5 protein-coding genes are annotated in these 4,982 nt (G+C 38.8%); 4 read left to right on the plus strand and 1 reads right to left on the minus strand.

Going from position 1 to position 4,982, the window contains the following annotated elements; translation table 11 throughout:
* The first annotated feature begins 244 nt into the window (after positions 1 to 244).
* The 3 genes from RRG12_RS41340 (at position 245) to RRG12_RS41350 (ending at position 2,783) form a co-directional block, all read left to right on the plus strand.
* Complete coding sequence (locus RRG12_RS41340; RefSeq protein WP_069073991.1) at positions 245 to 1,102, plus strand: nitrate ABC transporter ATP-binding protein; 858 nt, start codon at positions 245 to 247, stop codon at positions 1,100 to 1,102.
* 160 nt (positions 1,103 to 1,262) lie between these two features.
* Complete coding sequence (locus RRG12_RS41345; protein ID WP_069073990.1) at positions 1,263 to 1,742, plus strand: YbjN domain-containing protein; 480 nt, start codon at positions 1,263 to 1,265, stop codon at positions 1,740 to 1,742.
* 693 nt (positions 1,743 to 2,435) lie between these two features.
* Positions 2,436 to 2,783, plus strand: coding sequence for a hypothetical protein (locus RRG12_RS41350; RefSeq protein WP_420763170.1), 348 nt, complete (start codon positions 2,436 to 2,438; stop codon positions 2,781 to 2,783).
* 3 nt (positions 2,784 to 2,786) lie between these two features.
* Here RRG12_RS41350 and RRG12_RS41355 read toward each other — a convergent pair whose 3' ends face one another.
* Entirely contained in the window at positions 2,787 to 3,791 is a 1,005-nt protein-coding gene (locus RRG12_RS41355) for a cyanophycin synthetase (RefSeq protein WP_420763171.1), read from the minus strand.
* Positions 3,792 to 4,416: 625 nt separating this feature from the next.
* Here RRG12_RS41355 and RRG12_RS41360 point away from each other — a divergent pair.
* Complete coding sequence (locus RRG12_RS41360) at positions 4,417 to 4,653, plus strand: hypothetical protein (protein WP_420763172.1); 237 nt, start codon at positions 4,417 to 4,419, stop codon at positions 4,651 to 4,653.
* The last annotated feature ends 329 nt before the right edge of the window (positions 4,654 to 4,982 follow it).

Below are 4,982 nucleotides of genomic sequence, written 5' to 3' on the forward strand. Positions count from 1 at the left end.
ACCTTTTATCTCCGTTAACGTCTCCCTTCTACACACAAATCGAATTACCCCCCTTAATCCCCCCTTGGAAAGGGGGGAAAAAGAAATCTAGTTCCCTCCCCTTTCCAAGGGGAGGGTTAGGGTGGGGTAAAACCCTGGTTAATCAGGTATTTCAGGCTACGGTAGCCCTTAGAAGAAGAAAGGTCAGAATATTCATTTGCACATCGTGTACATTTAGCTTTTTAATCCCCAATCCCCAAATACCATGCAAAACCGCAACTCAACAGCTACAACCACACTAGGAAAACCATTCGCCCCTGCAACCACCAGCCGCAGACCTTTCCTAGAAATTAAAGACGTTACCAAAGTCTATCCCACAAAGAAAGGCCCCTTTACTGTACTCGACGGCGTTAACCTCAACGTCGAACAAGGCGAGTTTATTTGCGTCATCGGCCACTCTGGCTGTGGCAAATCGACACTATTAAATATGGTATCCGGTTTTAACTTTCCCACCTCCGGGCAAGTTTTACTCGAAGGAGAACCCATTACTAAACCAGGCCCAGACAGGATGGTTGTCTTCCAAAACTACGCCCTACTACCTTGGCGAACTGCTTTTGAAAACATCTACTTAGCTGTTAACGCCGTTTATCCCAACAAACCACAAGCTGAAAAAAGAGCGATCGTCCGCGATCATTTAGCAATGGTGGGACTGGCTGATGCAATGGAAAAGAAACCAATGCAAATGTCCGGCGGGATGAGACAACGGGTTTCGATCGCCCGTGCTTTGGCGATTCGTCCGAAAGTATTAATTTTAGATGAACCTTTTGGGGCGCTGGATGCTATTACCAAAGAAGAGTTACAGGAAGAATTGCTGAAAATTTGGGGCGATAACCGTTGTACAGTGCTGATGATTACCCACGACATCGACGAGGCACTATTTTTAGCAGACAAATTGGTGATGATGACTAATGGCCCCCATGCGAAAATTGGTGAAGTTATGGAAATTCCTTTTTCTCGTCCGCGCGATCGCAGCCGCATCATGGAAGATCCACAATACTACCAACTGCGTAACTATGCCTTAGACTTCCTCTTTAACCGCTTTGCCCATGATGACGTAGGTTAAGTAATTACCTTAATTTTTCCAGAATAATTCTTTGTTCCTCCCGCCACCATACCAGATGGTGGCGGGAGCAATCAGTAGGAGCAATTCATGAATTGCCCTTACAACTACGTCCACAAGTTATAAAGTATGTGTAGAGCGAGTATGTTGAGAAAAAATCTGTATGGCAAGCTACCCAGAAACCGTAATTAGTAACGAATCCGTTAATGATTTAATTGGCGAGACGACAAGCATTAACCATGTTGAGGTAATTGAAAATGTCATCGACTCTTTGGAACAAGATAATAGTGCGATGGTTAGCCACACTCCAGAGGCCGGTTATCTTTGGAAGTTTAAGTATGGAAGTGTAGAAGTATTTGTCCAACTCAACGGGACAACCGATGAAGACACAATAACAGTTTGGTCTGCGGTGCTAAATTTACCTGCCAAAAATGAACCTAAGTTGATGCGGTATCTTCTGGAGTTGAACTGCTCAAGCACTTTTGAAGCGCGTTTCGGTATTATTGAAAATCGGGTGGTTGTAATATCGACACGCACCTTAGCCGAGTTATCTCCTGGCGAAGTGTCTCGGCTAATTACCGTTGTGGCAACGATCGCAGATAATAACGATGAAGCCTTACAAACTGAATTTGGTGCGACTTGACTAATCGCTTCACTTCAGTAGGAGTTATGAGTCCTGAGTTATGAGTTGCACTATTTTCCCAGTGCGACCCATCAGTGAGTAAGATTTGCTACATTACTTGTTTTAGTCGATCAATCTTGATGATGAACTGAATTTTCTAAGTCAGTCGATTGAAATGACTTTTTCCTCTATACCAATTAAAAAGCGCCTGGGAGTGTTGCCGTGTTTCCACCCCAGACGCTTTTTATTTTTAACTTGCTCCTCACACAACTAGATAGTATCACTGCTTCCATCAAAAGGCGAGTATAGTGAGTGACACTTCCAGAACTGCACCACCAATTGAATTTGGGTTTATGTTCCCTTGACTTGATCCTAGCTAAATTTTGGATTGCGATCGCTCCAGAAAGGCAGTTTTCTTGGACGTAAGTCATCAGGCTGATGACGGGGTTGGTTGAGATTGCAGGATATTGTGTTGGGCTACTGATTTTATTACACAGCCACTTTAAAAGATTTAATTATTAATATTTTATACATCCCTTAATTAAGGTCTGAAACTCTATAATAGTAAATCAAACTAACAAATAAATATTAGCACTCAATGCTTGCTAGTGCTAATTCATAACTGAGTTTAATGCCAGTCATATAGACTAAAACTATACTTTTTATAAAAGACTAAACCTTTCCTGCAAGTAATTTAAAACTGGGAGCAGTGACATGAAATACACTTTTGATATTGTAGGAGTATCTCCACTTTTACAGTTTTTTAATCACCAACAGCAAAATGGGCAAAAATCACTCCATCAAGGCGTGGAATATTTGGGAATGCATAAGTGTACACTAGATACGTTTATAGAATCGGTGGAATCAGTTCCAGTAAAGTGGGGTTGGAATCTGGATCAAGTGGTAGATACCGTGATTCAGTTTTGGTTGAACAATTCAGATAGTATTGGTTATTGGAAAGCATGTTTAAGTGATGCTGGCAAGGATAATTTACTAGTTGCAAGATTGGCAGATATAACCGCCTTACAAGCTGAATTTGAATCCCTATTGGATAAAGAATGATTTTCAAATAATGTTATTTTCGTTTTCAAGTGCTTTGAGAACTTTGAGATATAAACTTTCTACTCTTTTCGTCTGAACTTCACCAAATGAAGCATAGTGAGTTAAGCTAGGAGCGCCATTTATTTCAATGATTGTATAATCTACAATTGGTGACGTTATATCACTAGTAAGAATATCCACACCAGCTAATCTCAATTCCATATCTTTTGCAATACTTATTGCTAACTGTTGAAAATCAGGATGGATATTTTCAGTGAAGTCTACTGCTTCCCCACCAGTTGATAAATTTGCATTGTCTAAAAGATAAACTATATTATTCTTGGGTATAACAGTATTAAAATTTAGCTTTCGTCTCCGCAAATTTTTTTTGATTCTGTAATCTTCAAAATCTATAATTTCTTTTCTACCATTTTTGATAAAAGTCTCCTGTTTTTGTTGCATAAGTTCCAAAACATTAGATTGACCATCTCCCATTATAAATAAAGGAATTCTTTGATACGCCGAAATTACTTCATCATCAAGGACTACAATTCTATAGTCATTGCCACTGTAGAATCGCTCAACAATAAATACTGATGTTTTTTGCAAAATTTTCTTGGCTACTTGATAATATTCTTGTTTGTTGTGAACCTTTGTAACAAATATTCCTTTACTGAGATTAATCGGCTTGACAATTACAGGAAATCCCAACTCTTTAGCATAATAAAATCCCGTATCTATATTTCTGGTGTTGGCTAATTCTTCGCATAATTCTTCACTAAAAAATGTTTGACCTTCAGTAACCTTATAGCCAAACTTCTTCAGAAAAAAACTCGAAACCCCTTTATCTTTCGCTATTGCTACTGAGCCAGAAGAATTAATACTAAACCTGCTACTGCGAAAAAAGGTTTTATGACCATTTTTAAACGTAATCAGTCCCACAAAGGTGCATTCTGGGTCTACTAAAACTACTGCTCCTATTTTCTCTGCTACTTTTTTAATGATTGATGTTACAAAGGGTGTTTCCATTATTTTTAATATAAATATACCGCGAAAATATTAACTATTCTATGGCAGTTAGTCAATATATTTTAAATTAAACGATCGCACAATATATTTTTTCTAAAACTCTAGTGAAAGCCTGAGAAAAAATCATTTTTTAATATCTAAAGAGACTATGAAAATTTAACTATTCTAAACTAACTATAAAAAACGTAAATGCCTGCAATATAGCTTTACCGTAGGCATCGCACCATAGAAAAATTAAGAGTGTGTCAGCGACCATTAATTCTAGGCACGTTATTATGCATTTTCGATGTAGATTTTAATAGTATGTTTTCAGACATTGATATTTATTTTGTCACTGATGCGGAATTTACTTATGTGTATGCATACAAATTATGCAAACCCAATAATTGCCAAACTTTTTGCTTGAGCATTATTGTGTCCTGCAAACAATTGCAAACTAAGGCTTTGAGATTCATAACCACCTGAAAGTTCTAACTTAGTTGGTCTAAAATATGGCGCTCAGTGTTGACAATCTATAAATAATCGAATAACAAGGTGGCAGCAGCATTAAAAAAAAAGCGTTAGTGCATTCCTACCTAGAAACTAATTAACGCCCTTCATTAAACTTCATACGGATAACATAATTATGCCAGAAAATACGGATAATCAAGCTTCCAAATCAGACAATCAGCCTGTTGCTTATAAAGAACGCCTCAATTCTTGGGCGATCGCTCGTCTACTTCCTAATACGCAACGGGAGATTGTTGCCCGCTTCCGCAGCCGTTCCGATGCCGATGGCTATATGCGGCACCTCCCTCAGGAAATACCAAATGCCTCCTACATGGTTGTTTTTGATTGCCAACGCCAAGAAGCTGTAATTTAAAGTTCAAGTATGGGCAATAAACCTATCTTGAAAATAGGGAATTGGTATAAGGGGTAAGGATGTATTTAAAACCTTTCCCCTTTAACCGAACCGTATTGAGCCGTAGCCCGCCCTTAGACATCGCTTACAACTCCAGATTCCAATTCACGCTTCACTTAAAAATTCTGGATGTTGCCAAGGAGCATAGCTACTTAAGTATTGCAGCTTTGAAAATCCGAGTTTCCAAGCCACCCTTGCCAATTCACCAAACCACTAATACCAATTTAATGTGAAGTTGCATATATCTTGATCCCCCTAAATCCCCCAAGGCATCGCTACGGTGTACACAC

Source organism: Nostoc sp. CALU 546, assembly GCF_048836525.1.